The 18,654-nt window shown below is 74.0% G+C and carries 15 protein-coding genes and 1 pseudogene; 9 read left to right on the plus strand and 7 right to left on the minus strand.

The window, feature by feature from the left end:
• Window positions 1-11: 11 nt before the first annotated feature.
• A complete protein-coding gene (locus GA0074696_RS08670) occupies window positions 12-722 on the minus strand; it encodes a class F sortase (RefSeq protein WP_088960607.1) in 711 nt (236 codons plus the stop codon).
• Window positions 709-1,578 carry a hypothetical protein gene (locus GA0074696_RS08675; protein ID WP_157745856.1) on the minus strand — a complete coding sequence of 290 codons (870 nt, stop codon included), beginning with the start codon at window positions 1,576-1,578 and terminating at the stop codon, window positions 709-711. The genes GA0074696_RS08670 and GA0074696_RS08675 overlap by 14 nt, the downstream gene beginning before the upstream one ends.
• Before the next feature lie 535 nt (window positions 1,579-2,113).
• Here GA0074696_RS08675 and GA0074696_RS08680 point away from each other — a divergent pair.
• Entirely contained in the window at window positions 2,114-3,898 is a 1,785-nt protein-coding gene (locus GA0074696_RS08680; RefSeq protein WP_088960609.1) for a glycoside hydrolase family 6 protein, read from the plus strand.
• 153 nt (window positions 3,899-4,051) lie between these two features.
• On the opposite strand, the gene GA0074696_RS08685 is transcribed toward GA0074696_RS08680, so the two are convergent.
• The 3 genes from GA0074696_RS08685 to GA0074696_RS08695 form a co-directional block, all read right to left on the minus strand.
• Window positions 4,052-4,438: a hypothetical protein gene (locus GA0074696_RS08685; protein WP_088960610.1), complete on the minus strand. Its 387-nt coding sequence runs from the start codon at window positions 4,436-4,438 to the stop codon at window positions 4,052-4,054.
• A 199-nt stretch (window positions 4,439-4,637) separates the two neighbouring features.
• Complete coding sequence (locus GA0074696_RS32230) at window positions 4,638-5,615, minus strand: hypothetical protein (RefSeq protein WP_088960611.1); 978 nt, start codon at window positions 5,613-5,615, stop codon at window positions 4,638-4,640.
• A gap of 10 nt (window positions 5,616-5,625) precedes the next feature.
• The gene (locus tag GA0074696_RS08695) at window positions 5,626-6,219 is read right to left on the minus strand and encodes a hypothetical protein (protein ID WP_088960612.1); all 594 of its coding nucleotides are present in this window, start codon (window positions 6,217-6,219) and stop codon (window positions 5,626-5,628) included.
• 455 nt (window positions 6,220-6,674) lie between these two features.
• Between GA0074696_RS08695 and GA0074696_RS08700 the strand changes: the two genes are divergently transcribed.
• From GA0074696_RS08700 to GA0074696_RS08730, 7 genes are all read left to right on the plus strand, one after another.
• Window positions 6,675-9,029 carry a sensor histidine kinase gene (locus GA0074696_RS08700; protein WP_088960613.1) on the plus strand — a complete coding sequence of 785 codons (2,355 nt, stop codon included), beginning with the start codon at window positions 6,675-6,677 and terminating at the stop codon, window positions 9,027-9,029.
• Window positions 9,029-9,451, plus strand: a complete 423-nt coding sequence (locus tag GA0074696_RS08705; RefSeq protein WP_088960614.1) for a roadblock/LC7 domain-containing protein — start codon at window positions 9,029-9,031, stop codon at window positions 9,449-9,451. The genes GA0074696_RS08700 and GA0074696_RS08705 overlap by 1 nt, the downstream gene beginning before the upstream one ends.
• On the plus strand, window positions 9,441-9,827 hold the full coding sequence (locus tag GA0074696_RS08710) for a DUF742 domain-containing protein (protein ID WP_088960615.1): 387 nt from the start codon (window positions 9,441-9,443) through the stop codon (window positions 9,825-9,827). Before GA0074696_RS08705 ends, GA0074696_RS08710 begins: the two co-directional genes overlap by 11 nt.
• Window positions 9,808-10,410: a GTP-binding protein gene (locus tag GA0074696_RS08715; protein WP_088960616.1), complete on the plus strand. Its 603-nt coding sequence runs from the start codon at window positions 9,808-9,810 to the stop codon at window positions 10,408-10,410. Before GA0074696_RS08710 ends, GA0074696_RS08715 begins: the two co-directional genes overlap by 20 nt.
• Window positions 10,411-10,552: 142 nt before the next feature.
• Window positions 10,553-11,584 (plus strand): lactonase family protein, encoded by a 1,032-nt coding sequence (locus GA0074696_RS08720; RefSeq protein ID WP_088960617.1) that lies wholly within the window; start codon window positions 10,553-10,555, stop codon window positions 11,582-11,584.
• A 164-nt stretch (window positions 11,585-11,748) separates the two neighbouring features.
• A complete protein-coding gene (locus tag GA0074696_RS08725; protein ID WP_088960618.1) occupies window positions 11,749-13,488 on the plus strand; it encodes a substrate-binding domain-containing protein in 1,740 nt (579 codons plus the stop codon).
• Window positions 13,489-13,701: 213 nt separating this feature from the next.
• Entirely contained in the window at window positions 13,702-15,186 is a 1,485-nt protein-coding gene (locus GA0074696_RS08730) for a sugar transferase (protein WP_231925305.1), read from the plus strand.
• Window positions 15,187-15,190: 4 nt separating this feature from the next.
• Here GA0074696_RS08730 and GA0074696_RS08735 read toward each other — a convergent pair whose 3' ends face one another.
• The gene (locus tag GA0074696_RS08735; RefSeq protein WP_088960620.1) at window positions 15,191-16,321 is read right to left on the minus strand and encodes a PP2C family protein-serine/threonine phosphatase; all 1,131 of its coding nucleotides are present in this window, start codon (window positions 16,319-16,321) and stop codon (window positions 15,191-15,193) included.
• A 202-nt stretch (window positions 16,322-16,523) separates the two neighbouring features.
• On the opposite strand from GA0074696_RS08735, the gene GA0074696_RS08740 reads away from it, so the two are divergent.
• Window positions 16,524-16,925, plus strand: coding sequence for a MarR family winged helix-turn-helix transcriptional regulator (locus GA0074696_RS08740; protein WP_231925416.1), 402 nt, complete (start codon window positions 16,524-16,526; stop codon window positions 16,923-16,925).
• Window positions 16,926-17,050: 125 nt separating this feature from the next.
• Here the strand turns inward: GA0074696_RS08740 and GA0074696_RS31705 are convergent.
• Window positions 17,051-17,869: pseudogene (locus GA0074696_RS31705) on the minus strand (PP2C family protein-serine/threonine phosphatase); the annotation flags it as partial.
• Window positions 17,870-18,654: the final 785 nt, after the last annotated feature.

Here is an 18,654-nt window from a genome sequence, read left to right on the forward strand (position 1 = left end):
GCGCGTCGCGTTCACGCGGTCAACGTCGCGAGGACGACGATGTTGTCGGGGTAGCTGCCGGCGGCCTGGTCGAACTCGCCGCCGCAGGTCACCACCCGCAGGGCGGGCTTGTCGTTCGGGCCGTACACCAGCTCGGTGGGAAAGGACACCTTCGGGTACGACCGGACCTCGTCGACGGCGAAGGTGGCCTTGACCCCGTCGGCGCGGGTGACGGTGATGGTGTCACCCGGCAACAGCGCGCCGAGTTCGAAGAAGACGGCGGGGCCGAGCTTCGCCGAGTCGACGTGCCCGACGATCACCGCGTTGCCGACCTCGCCAGGGCTGGGCCCGGGGGAGTACCAGCCGGCACGCTGGGCCTGGTCCAGCGGGGGGACCTGGACGGTGCCGTCCGGGTTGGTGCCCAACGTCATGATCTCGGCGTCGACCCCGATGCGCGGGATCGAAATGGTGCTGGGGGCGGATCGGGACAACGCGGCGGGGGGCACCTCCACCGCCTCGACCGGGCCTTCGCCGGATACGGCGTCCGGCTCGGCGGCGGGGGTCTGCGGGGCGGACTGGGCCCGCGGCTGAGGGGGGCGGGGCGGCGGTTCGGTCCGCAGCGACGCGCCGATCATGCCGGCGCCCACCATGGCCAGCAGGACGACGACGGCGGCGCCGGCGGCGCGCCACGGTCTCCCGTGACGGCCGCCGGCCCGTGTCGCCGTCTGGTCAGACGAGGCCATCGGCCCGACGCCGGCGCAGCAGGATCATGCCGCCCAGGGCGGCGGCACCGATGACGCCCACCCCGCTGGCGGCCATGTTGCGGTCCAGGCTGGTGGTGGTCATGCCACCGTCACCGCCGTCGACGCCGCCATGCGGCATGCAGTACCGGTCGCGGTCCTTGCGGTCGTGGTCCTTGCGGTCCTCGTCCCGGCTGTCCCAGCTCCGGTTGTCCCAGTCCTTCCGGTCCTCGTCCTTGCGGTCGTGGTCCTTCCGGTCCTCGTCCTTGCCGTCGTCGTGCTTGCCGTCCTCGTGCTTGCGGTCCTCGTCCTTGCGGTCGCGGTCCTTGCCGTCGTGGTCCTTGCCGTCGTCGTGCTTGCCGTTCTCGTCCTTGCGGTCCTGCTCCTTGCCCGGCTGGTCGGCAAGCATGCCGCCGCCCTGGCCATCGGCCCCCGACTGCCAGGACTCGTTGCCCTGCCAGTCCTTGCCGTTCTCGTCCTTGCCGTCGTGGTTCTTGCCGTCGTCGTGCTTGCCGTTCTCGTCCTTGCCGTCGTGGTTCTTGCCGTCGTCGTGCTTGCCGTTCTCGTCCTTGCCGTCGTGGTCCTTGCCGTCGTCGTGCTTGCCGTCGTCGTGCTTGCCGTCGTGGTCCTTGCCGTCGTCGTGCTTGCGGTCCTCGTCCTTGCGGTCCCAGTCCTTGCGGTCCCAGTCCTTGTGGTCCCAGTCCTCGTGGTCCCCAGAGCAGGTACCGGGAAGACTGACCTGCGGCTTGTCGACGGTGTACGCGCTGGCCGCGTTCGCCGCCCCGGGCGAGAACAGCAGCAGGGACGCGCCGCCGAGAGCGGCACCCGCAACGAGCTTCCCGAGCATCTTCTTAGCCATGACCTGCTTCACTCCATCCCTGTTTGTCCTGAGCCCGACGTCCCTCGAGCTACGACCGACGTTAGACCGCTTCGCGACCTTTCCGGGGAAAGATTCGTGTTTAGTTGTTTTTAGGCGATCAGTGAGTTTGGAGTGCTAAGCGGCTTTTGTGGATCTCGCGGCCGTCCAGGCCCAGCCGTGCCGTCCCGGGCGGTGGCGCTCGGGCTGCGTCACCCGGGCCACGCCGTACCGTTTCGGCCCTCGTGGCGGGCCGCATCGAGTCATTGCTATGGAAGCGCTCCCATGCAAGAATCGCTGCACGCGGTTCGGGGAGCCACACCGCGCAGGCAGACGTCGAGGGCAACCGGTCCGACCGGACGGCGTCGCCGCTGGACCGGTCCGCGTGACCGGTCGACGTCACCACCACCACGCCCGTCCGGGTCGGGCACCCCCGAGATATCCCGTTGGCGCCGAGGACCGTCCCCGCGGGGACGTCCAGCCGGGCCATTCCGCCGGGCCGTACGCGGATCCGGTCTCGCCCAAGGAGTTCAGTGGCATGAATCTGTGGAGAAACCTGTCCGGCCGGCGCCGGACGGTCGCGCTAGCCGGTGCGAGCGTCCTGGTCGCGGGCGGGATGGTGGCCATCCCGGTCACCGCGGCGCAGGCCGCGACCCAGTGCAGCGTCGACTACACCACCAGCGACTGGCCGGGCGGGTTCACCGCCACCGTCACCATCAAGAACCTCGGTGACCCGGTCAGCTCCTGGAACCTCGGCTTCACCTTCCCGAACAGCAGCCAGAAGGTGCAGCAGGGCTGGTCGGCGAAGTGGTCGCAGACGGGCCAGAACGTCACCGCGGCCAGCGAGTCCTGGAACGGGTCGCTCGGCACCGGCGCCAGCACCAGCATCGGGTTCAACGGCGCCTGGAGCGGCAGCAACCCGAAGCCGACCTCGTTCACCCTGAACGGGACGGTCTGCAACGGCGGCAACCCGACGCCGACGCCGACGAACCCCACGCCGACGCCCACCAACCCGACCCCGACGCCCACGGACCCCACTCCCACCCCGACGCCGACCACCCCCGGCCAGAAGGTGGACAACCCGTACGTCGGGGTCAAGGGGTACGTGAACCCGGAGTGGAAGGCGAAGGCGGACGCCGAGCCCGGCGGCAGCCGGGTGTCGAACAACCCGACCGCCGTCTGGCTGGACCGGATCGCCGCCATCAACGGCACCACCGGCAGCAGCTCCAACGGCTCGATGGGCGTGCGTGACCACCTGGACAAGGCCCTGGCCCAGGGGGCCGGCTACATCCAGTTCGTCATCTACAACCTGCCCGGCCGGGACTGCGCGGCGCTCGCCTCCAACGGTGAGCTGGGTCCGGAGGAACTGCCCCGGTACAAGGCCGAGTACATCGACCCGATCGCGGCGATCCAGGCCGACCCGAAGTACGCCGGCCTGCGCATCGTCAACATCATCGAGATCGACTCGCTGCCGAACCTGGTGACCAACACCTCCGGCCAGCCCGGCGGCACCGCGATGTGCGACACGGTCAAGGCCAACGGCGCGTACGTCAACGGTGTCGGGTACGCCCTGGCCAAGCTGGGCGCCATCGGCAACGTCTACAACTACATCGACGCCGCCCACCACGGCTGGATCGGCTGGGACAGCAACCTCGGCCCAACCGCGACCCAGCTCTACCAGGCCGCCACCGCCTCCGGCAGCACCGTGAAGAACGTGCACGGCTTCATCGTCAACACCGCGAACTACTCGGCGCTGCGTGAGCCGTACATCAAGATCACCGACACGGTGAACGGGCAGACCGTCCGGCAGTCCAAGTGGATCGACTGGAACCAGTACGTCGACGAGCTTTCGTTCGCCCAGGCGTTCCGCGCCAAGCTGGTCTCCACCGGCTTCGACGCCAACATCGGCATGCTGATCGACACCTCCCGCAACGGCTGGGGCGGCACCGCCCGACCCACCGGCCCGGGCGCGACGACCAGCGTGGACACCTACGTCAACGGTGGCCGCATCGACCGCCGCATCCACGCCGGCAACTGGTGCAACCAGGCCGGCGCGGGCCTCGGCGAGCGGCCCAAGGCCGCGCCGGAGCCGGGCATCGACGCGTACGTCTGGGTCAAGCCCCCGGGCGAGTCGGACGGCTCCAGCAGCCTGATCCCGAACAACGAGGGCAAGGGCTTCGACCGGATGTGCGACCCGACCTACACCGGCAACGCCCGCAACGGCAACAGCCTCAGCGGCGCCCTGCCGAACGCGCCGATCTCCGGCGCCTGGTTCTCCGCACAGTTCCAGGAGCTCATGAAGAACGCCTACCCGGCGCTCTGAGCACCGGGCGGACGGCCCACCCGCCGCGGCGGGAGTGAGGCACCGCCGCGGCGGGTTCCCCACGGGCCCCTGGCCCGACCGGTCGATCCGGTCGGGTCAGGGGCCCCCGCCGTACCCGGCGCTCCGGCGCGCGGGTCCGCGGCGGCGTGCCGGTCAGGGGACCGTCCGCTCGATCGCGGCCCGGCCGTGCTCGGCCAGGTCGCGGCGGGCCCGCTCGAGGTTTGCCGGCGTCATGTCCTGCCCACGGGCCATCACCAGATCCTCCGGCTCCCAGGGCTGCTCGGCCCCGGTGCGGATGTTGTCCCCGCCGGCCCCCGTGCCGGTGCCGGTGGCGCCGGTGCCGGCCGCGTACGGGTCGCCGAGCAAATCCTCGGTCGACACGCCGCCGCCCGCGCCGCCACCGGGCTCGGTGAAGGACGGGTTGTCCCGGTCGGGCCCGCCCCCGGTGGCCAACTGCGGCACGGTGGTCTCGTCGTCGACCGCGGCGGCCACCTCCGGGCTCTCCTCCAGCGGTCGGCGGTTCGGGTCACGATCCGTCATGGTGCTGACCTCCTGTCCCAGGCGCGTCCCTGATCTCGCGTACCCCGCTGGGACCGGCCCATGCCGGCGGAGGTCACGCCGTGCGGGCCTCCTCGGTACTGGACGGCTGTCACCCCCTGGACGACCGATCTCCTGCCGTTCGTCCGGTCCGCACGCGGACGCCCCGGCCGACGATCCGGCCGGGGCGTCCGGTAGGTGATCAGCGTCCGAGGACCCGATCCAGGAAGTCGCGGTACTGGCGCACTGCCACCCGCAGCTGCTCGGTGTCCGCCGAGCCGGCGGTCTGCCAGCCGCCGAGCTTCTCCTTCTGCGCGGCGAGCGCGTCCGAGAGGGCCTGGATCGCCTCCTCGACCAGCGACTGGGCCTCGCCGACCGCCGCGCGGGGGTCGTCCACGAAGCGGAGCTGCACCTCCCGCCAGCGGTCCCGGAAAGCCTGCGCCGAGTCCGCCTCGAAGAGCGTCGCCGCGTGCGTCGGGACGTTCGCTCCGGACGGCCGGGCCGCCTCGGCCACCCCGGCGGCACCGGCGGCACCGGTCGCGCCGACGCCGGCCGCAGCCGCCGTCGCGCCACCCTCCGGCGCCTCGGCGTCCGGGTCGACCATGGTCGGCTCGGCGCTGCCGTACCCGGCCGCGCCCTTCGCCGGCGCGTCGCCGCCCGGGCGTACCCCGTCCGGGGTGTGCTCGGCCTCCCACCGCTGGGGGTCGTGGATCCGGTCCGCGGCGGTCGGGTCGGCCCGCTCGTCGTCGAACGGCTCGGTCCGCCCGGGCGCGCCGTCACCCGGCGCCACGGTGTCCTCGCCCCGGGGGTCGCGTTCTTCCGCGGGGCCGCCGGCCAGCGCCGACGCGGCGACCGCGTCGCCCACGGAGGTCGCGCCCGCGAAGGCGGTCGGCGGCGACGCCGGCTCGTGGAACTCCGGCCGTCCGTCGCCGTCGGCGTCGTCGCGGTCACGCACGTCGTACGGGCGGGTGTCGTCGGGGTCGTCGACGCGCCGGTCGGCGGCCACCCGCGGGTCGTCGAAGGTGCCACGGTCGTCCAGCACGTCGTCGGGGATGTCGGCCCGGCTGTCCCGGTCGTCCCGCGGTGTCCGGGTCGCGGCGTCCGGCGGGGGGACCGGCACCGGGGCGGAGCGGACCGCCTCCGGGTGGTCGGTGCTGCCCTGCTGCTCTTCCTGGCGCATCGTCGGCTCCTCAGTGGCTGGTGACGTCGTGCGGGCTGTCCGGGCGGCGCTGCTCCGGCGGCCGGTGCCCGACCGGCTCCTCGCCGAGCAGGTCGGCGAAGAGGGCGCGATAGTGCACGACGGCCTGGCGGAGTTCCTCGGTGCTGGCCTCACCGCGCTCGTTGCGCACCCGGATCTCGTGCGCGTCCCGGTAGTGGGTGAGGGTGCGGGCGTGGTCGACGGAGAGATGGGCGATCTGGTCCGAGAAATCCCCGGTGGGGTAGCCCCGCTCGGCGATCAGCCGGCTGACCAGCTCGTCGGCGTCGCCGACGGTCTCGCCGGGGGAGTCGACGAAGCGGACCTGGAGCTCCTCCCAGGCGGCGGCGTACCGGGCCCGGGACTCGGGGTCCAGCGGGGTGAGTTCGAGCTCCGCGTGCCGGCGTTCCCGGTCGCGCAGCTCCCGTTCGGCGGCGCCGCGGCTGTCCTGTTCCGCGACGACCCGGTCGTACTCGGGGCCGAAGCGGCGCCTGAGCGCGCGCCGCCGGCCGGCCACGACGGCCGCGGCGACCAGCGCCACGACCACCAGCACGACGAGAACCACAACGATTACCTGCGTGGGCGACATGGCTCCTCCTTCGCCACCTGGTATTCCCTCCGCGCGCTGGCCGCCAATCCCGATCCCGCGCACTTTCCTGGCCGATTTCCCCACCCGAGCATGGCCAGGCCCACGGGGTGAGCCGTCCCGACAACTTGATTCATTCAGAAAACGCGCCTGGGGTGGGGTGATGTCGGTCCACTCCGACGCCGAACGCCCCGGCCTCGACATCTCGGTCAACGACTGACCGTTCCGCTCGGCACGCGACGCCGCGCCGGTTCGCCGCGGGGCGGCCGTCGTCCAGGGCCGGGTGTCCTCCCGCGACGGTCCACACCGGATTCGTAGTGACGGGCGAGACGGACGGTAGTGCTACGGCGCGGGATTACGTATCCTGCCCAAGGCGCCCGAGCCGGTGCCCGGCGCGACCGGGACGCTGCCCGGCCGGTGCCGGCGCCACCGCTGCCATCCCTTCGGGCGAGGACTCAATGGACACCCGCGACTGGCCGATCCGCGCCAAGCTGACCGCCCTGCTCGTCACCCCGGTGGCCGCCCTGCTCGCGCTCTGGATCTTCGCCACCACGCTGACCTTCGGCCCGGCGCTGGATCTGCTCTCCGCGCGGACCCTCCTCTACGACCTGGGCCGCCCCGGCGAGGTGGTGGTCACCGAGCTGCAACGCGAACGCCGGCTCTCGGTGGTGCAGCTCGCCGGCCCGGCGGCCCTGCCGGCCCTGGCCGACCAGCGCCGACGCACCGACGCGGCGATCGCCGCGCTGCGGGACCGGGTCGGCGGGGACAAGCTGCGCGACGCGGCCGGCGACCTGCTCGACGTCCGGCTCGACAAGCTGGTCGCCGCCCTCGACGCCCTGCCGGCCGGGCGGGGCTTCATCGACCGCCGGCAGGTGGACCGGGCCGGCGCCGTCGGGCTCTACAGCGGCATGATCTCCTCCGCCTTCCAGACCTTCTCGGCGATGGCCGCCCTACCCGACCCGGAGCTCAACCGGGAGGCGCTGGCGCTCACCGCGCTCGGCCGCTCCCGCGACCTGCTCGGCCAGACCGACGCGCTGGTGGCCGGCGCGCTCGCCGCTGGGCGGTTCTCCGACGGCGAGCACCTGCTCCTGACCCAGACCATCGGCAACGAGCGGTTCCTGGTCGACACGGCCGTGGCCGACCTGCCGCCGGAGGCCCGCAGCGCCTACCAGCGGCTGACCGAGGACCCGGCCTTCGTCCAGCTGCGCACCCTCCAGGAGGGGCTGCTCCGGGCCGACCCGGCCGCTCGTCCGCCGGTCGACGCCCGCAGCTGGCAGACCAGCCACGACGCCGTCCAGCAGGCGCTGCGCGACTTCGAGCTGAGCCAGGCCGACGGGCTGGCCGAGCGGTCCGTGCCGGTGGCCGTCGGCATCCTGGTCCGGCTCGCCGTCGCCGGGCTGCTCGGCCTGGCCGCGATCGTGGTGTCGCTGCTGGTCGCGGTCCGGGTCGGGCGCACGCTGGCCCGCCGGCTGACCGGCGTGCGCAGCGCCGCGCTGGAGATGGCCGAGCGGCGGCTGCCCGACGTGGTGGCCCGGCTGCGCCGGGGCGAGCAGGTGGACGTGGCCCGGGAGGCGCCGCCACTGGAGTACGGCGCCGACGAGATCGGCGAGGTCGGGCGCGCCTTCAACGAGGTCCGGCGGACCGCCGTCCGGGCGGCGGTCGACGAGGTCACCCTGCGCCGCGGCCTCAACGAGGTGTTCCTGAACATCGCCCGGCGCAGCCAGGGCCTGGTGCACCGCCAGCTGGCGCTGCTCGACCGGATGGAACGGCGTACCGAGGACCCGGACGAGCTGGCCGAGCTGTTCCGGGTCGACCACCTGGCCACCCGGCTGCGCCGGCACGCCGAGGACCTGGTCATCCTGGCCGGCGCGGCCCCGGGGCGGGGCTGGCGCCAGCCGGTGGCCGTGCTGGACGTGGTGCGCGGCGCGGTCTCCGAGGTCGAGGCGTACGACCGGGTGGACATCGGGGCGGTGCAGCCGGCCGGGGTGGTCGGCCGGGCCGTCGCGGACGTCATCCACCTGCTCGCCGAGCTGATCGAGAACGCGACCGCCTACTCCCCGCCGGAGACCCGGGTCGAGGTCTCCGGCCAGCAGGTGCCCCGGGGCTACGTCGTGGAGATCACCGACCACGGCCTGGGCATGACCCCGCAGGCGGTGGAGAACGCCAACCGCCGACTCGCCCGGCCGCCCGAGTTCGACCCGGCCGACAGCGCCCGGCTCGGCCTGTTCGTGGTGTCCCGGCTCGCCGCCCGGCACGGCGTCCGGGTCACCCTGCGCTCCGAGGCTCCCGGCGGGGTGACCGCCGTGGTCCTCGTCCCGTCCGACCTGGTCACCGAGGAGCCGCCGGCCACGCCGGTCAACACCGGACGGCCGGCCTCGGTGGTCACCCGGCTGGCCACCCTGCCCCGGCCCCGCAACGGCCGCGCCGGGCGGGACCGGACCGAGCAGACCGTGCTGCCGTTCGCCCCGGCCCGCATCTCCTCGGTGGAGGCCGCCCCCGACGGCGACGGCCTGCCCCGCCGGGTCCGCCGGCGCGGGCCGGCCGCCCGCCCCCGCCCGCAGGTCGCCGAGGCGCCGGCCGCCCGCTCCCCGGAGGAGGTACGCCGGCAGATGTCGGCGCTCCAGGCCGGCACCGCCCGGGGCCGGCGCGACAGTGTGATCCGCTCCGTGCCGCCGGGGCGACCCGACGGCGCCGTACCCGCCCCGACCGGCGGCCGTACCGAGGGGCGGGGCGGGGATCCCGCGCCGTCCCCGCCGCCGGGTGCGACGGCGGCGACCCCCGATTCCCCGACCGCTACTGAGAGGGACGCCTAGTGGTGGACACGACGAGGCAGAACGTCGACCTCGGCTGGTTGCTCGACGAGCTGGTCGACCGGGTGCCGGCCGCCCGGGAGGCCGTGGTGCTCTCCGCCGACGGGCTGATGCTCGGCGCCTCCGCCGAGCTGGACCGCGCCGACGCCGAGCACCTCTGCGCCCTGGCCTCCGGCTTCTCCAGCCTGGCCAAGGGCGCCAGCCGGCACCTCACCGGCGGCGGGGTGCGGCAGACCGTGGTGGAGATGGAGTCCGCGTACCTGTTCGTGACGGCCGCCGGGCGGGGCGCCTGCCTGGCCGTGGTCTGCGCGGCCGACGCGGACATCGGCCTGGTGGCGTACGAGATGGCGATGCTGGTCATCCGGGTCGGCGAGAACCTGACCGCCCCCGCCCGCCCGACGGTGGGGGCCGTCGATGCGGGCTGAGCCGCCGGGCGCCCAGCACGAGTGGCTGGACGCGGCGGCCGGCCCGGTGGTTCGTCCGTACACCCTCACCGGCGGCCGGGTGCGCCCGGCCGTCGACGGCTTCGACCTGGTCGCGTTCGTGCTGGCCGGCGCGGCCGCGGACCCGGCCGGCCAGCCGGGCCTCCAGCCGGAGCACCGGCGCCTGGTCGAGCTGGCCCGGCGTCCCGTCGCGGTGGCGGACCTCGCCGCCGACCTGGACCTCGCGGTGGGCGTGGTCCGGGTCCTCCTCGGTGACCTGCTCGCCCGGGGCCTGGTCTCGGTGCACGAGCCGCCGGCCGCCGGTCTTCCCGACAACGACATCCTCAAGGCGGTGGTCAGTGGACTACGTGCGCTCTGACCGGGACTCCTCCGGGCCCCGGTTGCCGCTGGCTCTCAAGATCCTGATCGCCGGGGGGTTCGGCGCGGGCAAGACGACGTTGGTCAGCGCGCTGAGCGAGGTCCGCCCGTTGCAGACCGAGGAGGTGCTGACCGGGGCCGGCATCGGCACCGACGACGTCTCCGGGGTGGAGGCGAAGTCGACCACCACCGTGGCGATGGACTTCGGCCGGATCACGATCAACGAGGACCTCCAGGTCTATCTCTTCGGCACGCCCGGGCAGGACCGCTTCTGGTTCCTCTGGGACGAACTGGCCTTCGGCGCGCTCGGCGCGGTGGTGCTGGCCGACACCCGGCGCCTGGCCGACTGCTTCCCGTCGATCGACTACTTCGAGCAGCGGGGCATCCCGTTCGTGGTCGGGGTGAACTGCTCCGACGGGTCCCGCCGGTTCGGCATCGAGGCGGTACGCCAGGCGCTGGACATCGACCCGGACGTGCCGATGGTGCTCTGCGACGCCCGGGACCGGCAGTCCGCCAAGCTGGTGCTGATCTCGCTGGTGGAGCACGTGGCCCGGCAGCGGGGCGAACCGGTCCCGGTCTCCTGACCGGCGGGCGGCGGGGCCGGGCGGTGGCACCCGCAGCCCCGCCGCCGGCGTTCGGAGGAAATTCCGGAAAACAGGGCTAACGCCCGGGTCGACCGGGAAGCCTCTGGTTGGATCGACGGCAGGATCGGCGGAGGGTGCACCGGTGACGAACACGATCGTCCACATCGGCGGCTACACGGCGGCGAGCGGCGGGCGGGGGGACGGCATCGTCGCCGCCCGCCGGGATCGCGACTCGGGGGAACTCACCCCGCTCGGCACCGTCGCGGTGACCGATTCGCCCTCCTTCCTCGTCCGGCATCCCGCCCTGCCCGTCCTCTACGCGGTGAACGAGCTGCCGCAGGGGCGGGTCAGCGCCTTCCGGGTGGGCGGCGACGGCGAGCTGACCCCGCTGGGCGTCCGGCCGACCGGCGGGGCCGACCCCTGCCACCTGGCGGTCGCGCCCGACGGGCGGCACCTCTTCGTCGCCAACTACGGCGGCGGCAGCGTGGCGGTCTTCCCGCTGGCCGCCGACGGCGCGCCCGCCGAACGCAGCGACCTGGTCGTGCACCAGGGGCAGGGCCTCGACCCGGAGCGCCAGGAGCAGGCCCACTGCCACATGGTCTCCCCGGACCCGGCCGGAGGGCCGCTGCTCGCCGTCGACCTGGGCACCGACTCGATCTACCGGTACGACCTGGACGCCGACTCGGGCCGACTGGTGCCCCGCGCGCCCCGGATCCGTACCGCGGCCGGCACCGGGCCCCGTCACCTCGGCCGCCACCCGGACGGGCGGCGCTGCTGGGTGGCCGGCGAGCTGGACGCGACGGTCACCGGGTACGAGTCGACCCCGGACGGGGCGTGGCACCAGCAGGGACGGGTGGACGCCAGCGGGCGGACCGGGCACGTCCAGCCCTCCGAGATCGCGGTGGGGCCGGACGGCCGGTTCCTCTACGTCGGCAACCGGGGGATCGGCACGGTCTCGGTCTTCGCGTTGGACGCCGAGCTGCCCCGGCTGGTCGCCGAGGTCGACACCGGGGGCGAGTGGCCCCGGCACTTCGTGCTGACCGGGCCCCACCTCTACCTGGCCGACGAGCGGGCCGACATGGTCCGGGTGTTCCGGGTCGACCCCGGCTCGGGTGTTCCCGACCCGGTCGGCGAGCCGGTCCCGGTGCCGAGCCCGACCTGTGTGCTGCCCTGAGCAGCTCCGTCCGGTGTGGATCGTGGCAACGGCGCGACACTGACTGATTACTCACTGTGCCGAAAGAGCGATCAACTGTATCTCCTGCGTAACTTTCAACCGAACGGTTATGGCACTATCCGAACGAGATACGCAAGATGGTCAGCGTGTCTGGCCGCCATCGCATGCGTTCAAGTATCCGTGGAGCAGGAGCCGCCGCGGCGGCGACTGCGCTTGTCGTCGTGGTCGGGGGTACCTGGTTCGGTTACCAGCAGCTGGCCGGACCGTCCTGCTCCGGTGAGATCCAGCTGTCGGTGGCCGCCGCTCCCGAACTCGCCCCGGCGGTGCAGAAGGCCTCGGCGCAGTGGGTCAAGGACGGCGCGGCCGTGAGCGGCACCTGCATCGCGGTGAACGTGAGTGCCTCCGAGCCGGTGGACGTGGCGGCCGCGGTCGCCAGCAAGCACGGCGCCACCCTCGCGGGTGTCGGCCAGGCCAGCGGCACGGTGAGCACGCCCGACGTCTGGATCCCGGACTCCTCCACCTGGCTGCTGCGGCTGAAGAACAACGGCGCCACCGCCTTCGCGCCGGGCAACGGCAACTCCGTCGCCCGCAGCCCGGTGGTGGTGGCGATGCCGGAGCCGGTGGCCTCCCGCTTCGGCTGGCCGGACAAGAAGCTCGGCTGGACCGACCTGCTCAACGCGGTCAGCGCCGGCAAGGGCCTGCGCGCCGGGATCGTCGAGCCGACGCAGGACGCCGCCGGCCTCTCCGGCCTGCTCTCCCTCACCGCCGCGGCGAGCGCCTCCGGCGGCGATACCGCGAAGGCGACCACCGGGGCGCTGCGGGCGCTGGCCACCGGCCGTTCCGCGCTGCGCCAGGACCTGCTCGCCCGCTTCCCGCGCTCCAACGACCCGACGTCCATCGCCAGCGGGCTCGGCGCCGCCGCGCTCTCCGAGGAAGACGTCATGGCGTACAACAGCACCAAGCCGCCGATCCCGCTGGCCGCGCTCTACCTGGAGCCGGCGCCGATGCCGCTGGACTACCCGTTCGCGGTGCTGCCGGGCATCGAGCCGGCCAAGCAGTCGGCCGCCCGGGTGCTCTTCGAGCTGCTCACCACGCAGGGTTTCAAGAAGCTGCTGGCCGCCCAGTCGCTGCGGGCGCCGGACGGCAACTGGGGTGACGGTTTCAAGGCCCCGCAGGGGGCGCCCAGCCCGGCCGGTGGTCCGGCGACCGCCGCACCGGCGGGGGTCGGCGCGGTGGGTGGCCTGGACCCCTTCGCGATAGACCGTGCGGTCTCCGGCTGGTCCATCGCCACCCAGTCCGGTCGGATGCTCGCCGTCGTCGACGTCTCCGGCTCGATGAAGACGAAGGTGCCCTCCGCGGGCGGTGCGACCCGGGAACAGGTCACCGTGTCGGCGGCGAGCCGAGGCCTGAACCTGTTCGACGACTCCTGGTCGATCGGCCTCTGGAGCTTCTCCACCGAGCTGGTGGGCTCGCGGGACTGGCGCGAGGAACTGCCCATCAACCCGCTCTCCACCAACCGGGGCCGGCTGGAGCAGAAGCTCGCCGCAATCCGCCCGTCCAGCGGCAACACCGGTCTGTACGACACGGTGCTGGAGGCGTACAAGACGGTGCAGCAGGACTGGGAGCCGGGCCGGGTGAACTCGATCGTGCTCTTCACCGACGGCAAGAACGACGACAAGAGCGGCATCTCGCAGGCCTCGCTGATCAGCCAGCTCAAGCAGCTCAACGATGCGGAGCGTCCGGTGCAGGTGGTCATCATCGGCATCGGCAACGAGGTCTCCAAGACCGAGCTCCAGTCGATCACCAACGTCACCGGCGGCGGCACCTTCGTCACCGAGGACCCGGCCAAGATCGGCGACATCTTCCTGAAGGCGATCGCGCTGCGCCCGAACGCGCCGCGCTGAGTCTTCGGACAGTGCGGAAAACCGCCGCGCCGGAGGTTTCCGGTGCGGCGGTTCGCATTTCCGGTGTCAGGCCGGAAGGCAAAGTGACGGCAATACGTCCGAATCAATCGGCGAGCATCATTGTCAGGCAGGATGTCCGGTACGCTCCGGCGTCGAGGTCCCGCTCGGGGCGGTCGTCGGCCGGAGCCGGTGCGCGCGATGTGGGGAGGCTGGGTGACCACTGCGACGCTGTCCACGCCGGCACGGATCCCGCGTGCCCCGGCCGGCCCGCCCACCGGCCCGGTCGCCCGGGCCGACCAGCGGGCGTACGTGCGGATCCTGGTGGTGCTCGACACCGCCGTGCTCTCCCTCGCCGTCCTGGTCGGGTACGCCGCCCGCTTCGGTGACCGGGCGCCGGTCGGCTCCGAGATCCCGTACGTGCTGGTGGCCCCCGCCCTGGTGCTCGCCTGGCTGCTCTCGCTGCGGATGCTGCGCTGCTACGACGACCGGGTGCTCGGCTACGGCGCCGACGAGTACCGGCGGGTGAGCGCGGCCAGCCTGCGGCTCGCCGGTGGCGTCGCCATCGTCGGCTACATCGCCGAAGCCGACGTGTCCCGGGGGTTCCTGGGCATCTCGTTCGCCGTCGGCACCGTGGCGCTGGAGGTGAACCGGTTCGCCGCGCGCAAGCGACTGCACCGGGCCCGGTACTCCGGTGCCGGCTGGTCCCGCCGGGTGCTGGTGGTCGGCGACACCGCCCACGTGCTGGAACTCGTGCACACCCTGCGCCGCGAGCCGTACGCCGGCTATCAGGTGGTCGGCGCCTGCATCCCGGACGCGCTGCTCGCGCCGGTGCCGCAACGGCTCAGCGACGTGCCGGTGGTCGGTTCGCTGCGCGGCATCCCCGAGGCGGTCGCCGCGATCGGCGCGGACACGGTCGCCGTCACCGCCTCCGGCGAGCTGACCGCGGCCCGGCTGCGCCGGCTGGGCTGGCAGCTGGAGGGGACCGGCGTCGACCTGGTCGTCGCGCCGGCGCTCACCGACGTGGCCGGCCCCCGCATCCACACCCGGCCGGTCGCCGGGCTGCCGCTGATCCACGTCGAGGCGCCCGAGTTCCGGGGCGCCCGCAAGCTGGTCAAGGAGTTCGTCGACCGGGCCGCCGCCGCGCTGGCCCTGCTGCTCCTGCTGCCCCTGGGGGCGGCGGTCGCGCTGGCCATCCGGCTGGACAGCCGGGGCCCGGTGCTGTTCCGGCAGACCCGGGTCGGGCGGGGCGGCCGGGAGTTCGGCGTGCTGAAGTTCCGCACCATGGTGGTCAACGCCGACGCCCTCCTGGACGAGCTGGCCGTGCGCAACGAGACCGACGGGCTGATGTTCAAGATGCGCGACGACCCGCGGGTGACCCGGGTCGGGCGGCTGCTGCGCAAGTGGTCCCTGGACGAGCTGCCGCAGCTGGTCAACGTGCTGCTGGGGCAGATGAGCCTGGTCGGCCCCCGGCCGCCGCTGCCCTCCGAGGTGGCCCGCTACGACGGCGACGTGGCCCGGCGGCTGCTGGTCAAGCCGGGGATGACCGGGCTCTGGCAGGTCAGCGGCCGCTCCGACCTGAGCTGGGAGGACGGCATCCGGCTCGACCTGTACTACGTCGAGAACTGGTCGCTCGCCGCCGACCTGACCATCCTCTGGAAGACCTTCGGCGCGGTGCTGCGGGGGCGCGGGGCGTACTGACGCGTCAGGGCTGCGGGCCGGTCCAGTCCAGGCAGACCACCACCGCGTCGTCGATCAGGTCGCCGGCGACGAACGCCCGCAGGTCGCCCAGGAGCGACCGGACGGCGTCCAGCGGCTCCATCGGCCCGGTACGGCGCAGGAACCGGTCCAGCGCGGTCTCCCCGTACCGGACGTTCTGGCCGGTGGCGTCGATCACGCCGTCGCTGAGCACGAAGAGCCGGTCGCCGCGGCGCAGCTCGAAACACTGCTCCTGGTAGTCGGTGCCCTCGAACATGCCGAGCGGGAACTGCTTCTCGAGCACCTGCTCGCTGATCTCCCCGTCGCGCAGCCGCACCAGGCGGGGCGACCCGGCGTCCACCACCGTCAGCTTCCCGGAGGCGAGGTCCAGCTCCATCAGCAGCGCGGAAAGGTGCTGCTCGCCCCGGTGCAGGTCGTAGATCGCCTGGTCAGCCAGGGCGGCCTGGTCGGCCAGCCCGAGCCCGCCCCGGCGGGCGTTGCGCAGCGCGTAGGTGGCCAGCGAGGTGAGCAACGCGGCGGCCACCCCCTCGCCCGACCCGTTGATCGTGGCGAGCCAGACCCGGTGCCCGTCGTCGGACCAGTCGAAGCTGTCGCCGCGCACCGCGTACGCCGGCTCCAGCTGACCGGCCAGGCTGAACGACGGGCGGATCCGGCTGCGGCCGGGCAGCAGCTCCCACTGCATCTCGGCGGCGAGGGTGAGCCGGCGGGCCCGGCGGGACGCCCGGTAGATGTCGGTGCCGGCGGAGACGGCGGCGAGTTCGTGCCCGAGGGCGGTGGCGATGGCGGCGATTTCCTCGACCTGGGCGGGGTCGTCGGCGACCGGGGCCAGGCGCAGCACCCCGCGCCGTTCGCCGCGCATGCCGACCGGGAACCAGCCGACGCCGCCGGCCACGATCGGCTCCTGGTGGTCGAAGCAGCGCCAGGCCGGGTGGCCGGGCTCGGTGATGGGATCCCCGTCACCCAGCGGCAGCAGCACCGAGAGGCGGTAGTCGACCTGGAAGAGTTCGCTCTCCGTGATCCTGAACGTCCGCTCCAGCTCTGCGGTGAGCCGGTCGAGCAGGAGGTCGACCGGTGCCTCGACCAGCACCCGCCGGGCGTGATCGTCCGGTCCGCTCATCATCACTCCTCCTGACAGGGGCCGACCACCCGGTACTCCGGGTAGTCTCGGGCCCACCATGGCCCACGAACATGGTCCTGCCGGACCGGAACTGAGTATGGCCGCCGAGCTCGACGGCGCGGCGGGTGCCCTGCTGTCGGTGTGGGAGGCGGCGCGGGAGGGCACCACCAGCCGCCTCTCCGCCGCTCAGCTGCGCGCGGTCATGGTGGTGGAGCGGCACGACGGGATCAACCTCCGCCGACTCGCCACCCTGCTCGACATGCTGCTCTCCTCGGCCAGCCGGCTCTGCGACCGGCTGGTGGCGGCCGGCATGCTGGAGCGGGAGCCGGGCCGCGTCGACCGGCGGGAGATCTCCCTGCACCTGACCCCGGAGGCCCGGGGACTGCTGGCCGAGCTGCGTCGGGACCGGCGGCGGCGGCTGGCCGACGTGCTGGCCGGGATGAGCGACGAGGGCCGCCAGGCCCTGCTGCGGGGCGTCCGGGAGTTCGACCGGGTCGCTCGCGACCAGGAGGAGTCGGCGCCGCCGGTGGTGCCGTGGCAGGGCAGTGGCGTCCCGCCCCAGGACGGCGCGGTCGGCGATCCGTCGGCGGCCCGCTCCGCCTGATCCTGGCCGCCGGGGCGCCGGCACCGCCGGCCGTGGGCTCCCGGCCGGTCATGCCCGGGCGCGGCGTCGACGGCGAGCATGGCGATGTCGTCGTGGCTCTGCCCGTCCAGCCAGTCGTCCACCACCTGGAGCAGGCGATCGACCACGGCGCTCGGCGGCAGTCCCGCCGCCGAGGCGAGCACCTCGCGCAGCCGTCGCTCGCCGAACATCTCCATCGCCGTCGGGCCGCCGCGCGCCTCGGTCACCCCGTCGGTGTACGCCAGCAGCAGCTCGCCCGGGGCCAGCCGCACCTCCGCCTCGGCGAAGGTCGCGGTGGTGAAGGCGCCGATCGGCATGCCACCGACGCGCACCGGGGTGGTGGTGCCGTCGGCGCGTACCAGCAGCGGGGCGGGGTGCCCGCCGCCGGCGACGCGTACCCGCGCCCCGCCGTCGGCGTCCGGCTCGGCGGTACCGAGCAGCAGGGCGGTGAACTGGGCGCGCCGGGCGGCGTCCGGCGCGTCGAAGAGGGCCCGGTTGAGCAGCCGCATCAGCTCCACGGGGCGCCGTTCGACCAGGCGGAGCGTCTGCAACGACTGGCGCACCCGGCCGGTGAGCACGGCGGCCCCGACGCCCCTGCCACAGACGTCGCCGAGGGCGAACATCCCGCCCCGCTCGGTGCGGAACACGTCGTAGAAGTCGCCGCCGATGCGCAGGCTGTCCCCGGCGGCCCGGTAGCCGCCGGCCAGGGCGAGGCCGGGCAGTGGCGGCAGCTCCGGCGGCAGCAGGCTGTGCTGGAGCACCCGGGCCAGGTGGGCCTGCTCGCCGTAGAGCTGGGCGGCGGCCAGCGAGGCGCCGGCCCGGGCGGCGAACTCCCGGGCCAGCTCGACGTCGCGCTGGTCGAAGCCCGGACGCTCGGCCCGGCGGACGAGGATCAGGGCGCCACCGGGTCCGCCGGCGCCCGCCATCGGGCTGATCAGCACGGCGCCGGGGCGGCCGAACGAGTCGGGCAGCAGCTCGGCCAGCTCTGCCAGGTCTGCCAGCTCTGCCGGCTCGGCCGGCTCGGCCGGCTCGGCGTCGAGGCAGGGGCTGGGCTCGGTGGTCCCGCCGTCGAGCGCCTCGGCGAGGCCGGGGACGGAGCCGGTCAGCTCCGTGGAGCCGATGCCGGTGACCGGGGCGGGGTCGCCCTCGGCGTACCGGATCCAGTGCGGCCGGTCGGTGGCGGGCGGCGGGTGATGGACGACCAGCGCGGCATCGGCCAGGCACGGCACCGGCAGCGTGGCCGTGGCCCGCAGCGCCTGGTCCCGGTGCAGGGAGAGGCCGAGCCGACTGCCGGCCTGGGCGAGGAAGGCGGTGCGGGAGCGTTCGGCGAGGAGGGCGTCGGCGCGGGCCTGCTCCTCGGTGACGTCCCGGACGTACCAGGCACATCGACCGGCGGCCAGCCGGCGGCAGACGCCCCGCAGCCGGCGGCCACGGTGCTCGGTGTCGAAGGTCTCGGCTCCCCGCCGGACGGCGCTCGCCAGCGCCGCCACCGTGCAGCGCGCCAGGTCGGTCCCGGGGGTCAGCTCGGGCAGGAGTCCGCCCGCCGTCGCGTTGACCAGCGTGACGATCCCGGCGTGGTCGGTGGTGACCACCGCTTCGGCGAGGCCGTCCAGCAGCTCGCGGGCGAGCCGAGGGTCGGCGGGCAGCGGCGCGTCGGAGGACGGTGGGCGCGGCGCGGGGGACACCCGGTCCCCGCTGCCGGCCGGTCCGG

Source organism: Micromonospora purpureochromogenes (assembly GCF_900091515.1).
In the GTDB taxonomy this organism is placed as follows: Bacteria; Actinomycetota; Actinomycetes; order Mycobacteriales; family Micromonosporaceae; genus Micromonospora; species Micromonospora purpureochromogenes.

What these genes read in the sequence shown, in the direction of transcription:
- GA0074696_RS08725 (WP_088960618.1), top strand. Translation starts at nt 11,749, where the DNA reads ATGCGTTCAAGTATCCGTGGAGCAGGAGCCGCCGCGGCGGCGACTGCG.
- GA0074696_RS08695 (WP_088960612.1), bottom strand. Translation starts at nt 6,219, where the DNA reads ATGTCGCCCACGCAGGTAATCGTTGTGGTTCTCGTCGTGCTGGTGGTC.
- GA0074696_RS08670 (WP_088960607.1), bottom strand. Translation starts at nt 722, where the DNA reads ATGGCCTCGTCTGACCAGACGGCGACACGGGCCGGCGGCCGTCACGGG.
- GA0074696_RS08680 (WP_088960609.1), top strand. Translation starts at nt 2,114, where the DNA reads ATGAATCTGTGGAGAAACCTGTCCGGCCGGCGCCGGACGGTCGCGCTA.
- GA0074696_RS08700 (WP_088960613.1), top strand. Translation starts at nt 6,675, where the DNA reads ATGGACACCCGCGACTGGCCGATCCGCGCCAAGCTGACCGCCCTGCTC.
- GA0074696_RS08685 (WP_088960610.1), bottom strand. Translation starts at nt 4,438, where the DNA reads ATGACGGATCGTGACCCGAACCGCCGACCGCTGGAGGAGAGCCCGGAG.
- GA0074696_RS32230 (WP_088960611.1), bottom strand. Translation starts at nt 5,615, where the DNA reads ATGCGCCAGGAAGAGCAGCAGGGCAGCACCGACCACCCGGAGGCGGTC.
- GA0074696_RS08675 (WP_157745856.1), bottom strand. Translation starts at nt 1,578, where the DNA reads ATGGCTAAGAAGATGCTCGGGAAGCTCGTTGCGGGTGCCGCTCTCGGC.
- GA0074696_RS08740 (WP_231925416.1), top strand. Translation starts at nt 16,524, where the DNA reads ATGGTGGTGGAGCGGCACGACGGGATCAACCTCCGCCGACTCGCCACC.
- GA0074696_RS08735 (WP_088960620.1), bottom strand. Translation starts at nt 16,321, where the DNA reads ATGAGCGGACCGGACGATCACGCCCGGCGGGTGCTGGTCGAGGCACCG.
- GA0074696_RS08710 (WP_088960615.1), top strand. Translation starts at nt 9,441, where the DNA reads ATGCGGGCTGAGCCGCCGGGCGCCCAGCACGAGTGGCTGGACGCGGCG.